The organism is Myroides sp. LoEW2-1 (assembly GCF_009767705.1).
Classification (GTDB): Bacteria; Bacteroidota; Bacteroidia; order Flavobacteriales; family Flavobacteriaceae; genus Flavobacterium; species Flavobacterium album_A.
Window position 1 is genome coordinate 1 of the sequence record NZ_WSPP01000091.1, and the last position, 306, is coordinate 306.

Annotated in this window: 1 protein-coding gene; it reads right to left on the minus strand. The window is 27.5% G+C overall.

Features of this window, described 5'->3' with window-relative positions; all coding sequences use genetic code 11:
- Positions 1-306, minus strand: a 306-nt coding sequence (locus GOQ24_RS06510; RefSeq protein ID WP_243731253.1) for a transposase, incomplete at both ends; no start/stop codon positions are given.

Genomic DNA, 306 nt, shown 5'->3' on the forward strand with positions numbered 1-306 from the left:
GTATAAAAAGAAATCAATATCTCTTACACCTCTAAACTGAGCTCTGAATGCTTTAATTTTTGCATTAAAAGATTCAGCAGAGGCATTGGTACTTCTATTATCAAAATAGTTAAGAATTGTTTTATAATTGATTTGCATTGTATTGATAACAGTGCCGAATTGTTTTAAATTAATCTTCATAACATCATTGTACCAATGAGCCAGTTTAGTATAAGCTACTTCTTTTACTGTGGTTGTGTTATATATTATTCTTAAGTTTTGCGCTACATTATAAGCTTGTTTAATCAAAGGATATTGATTAAATAA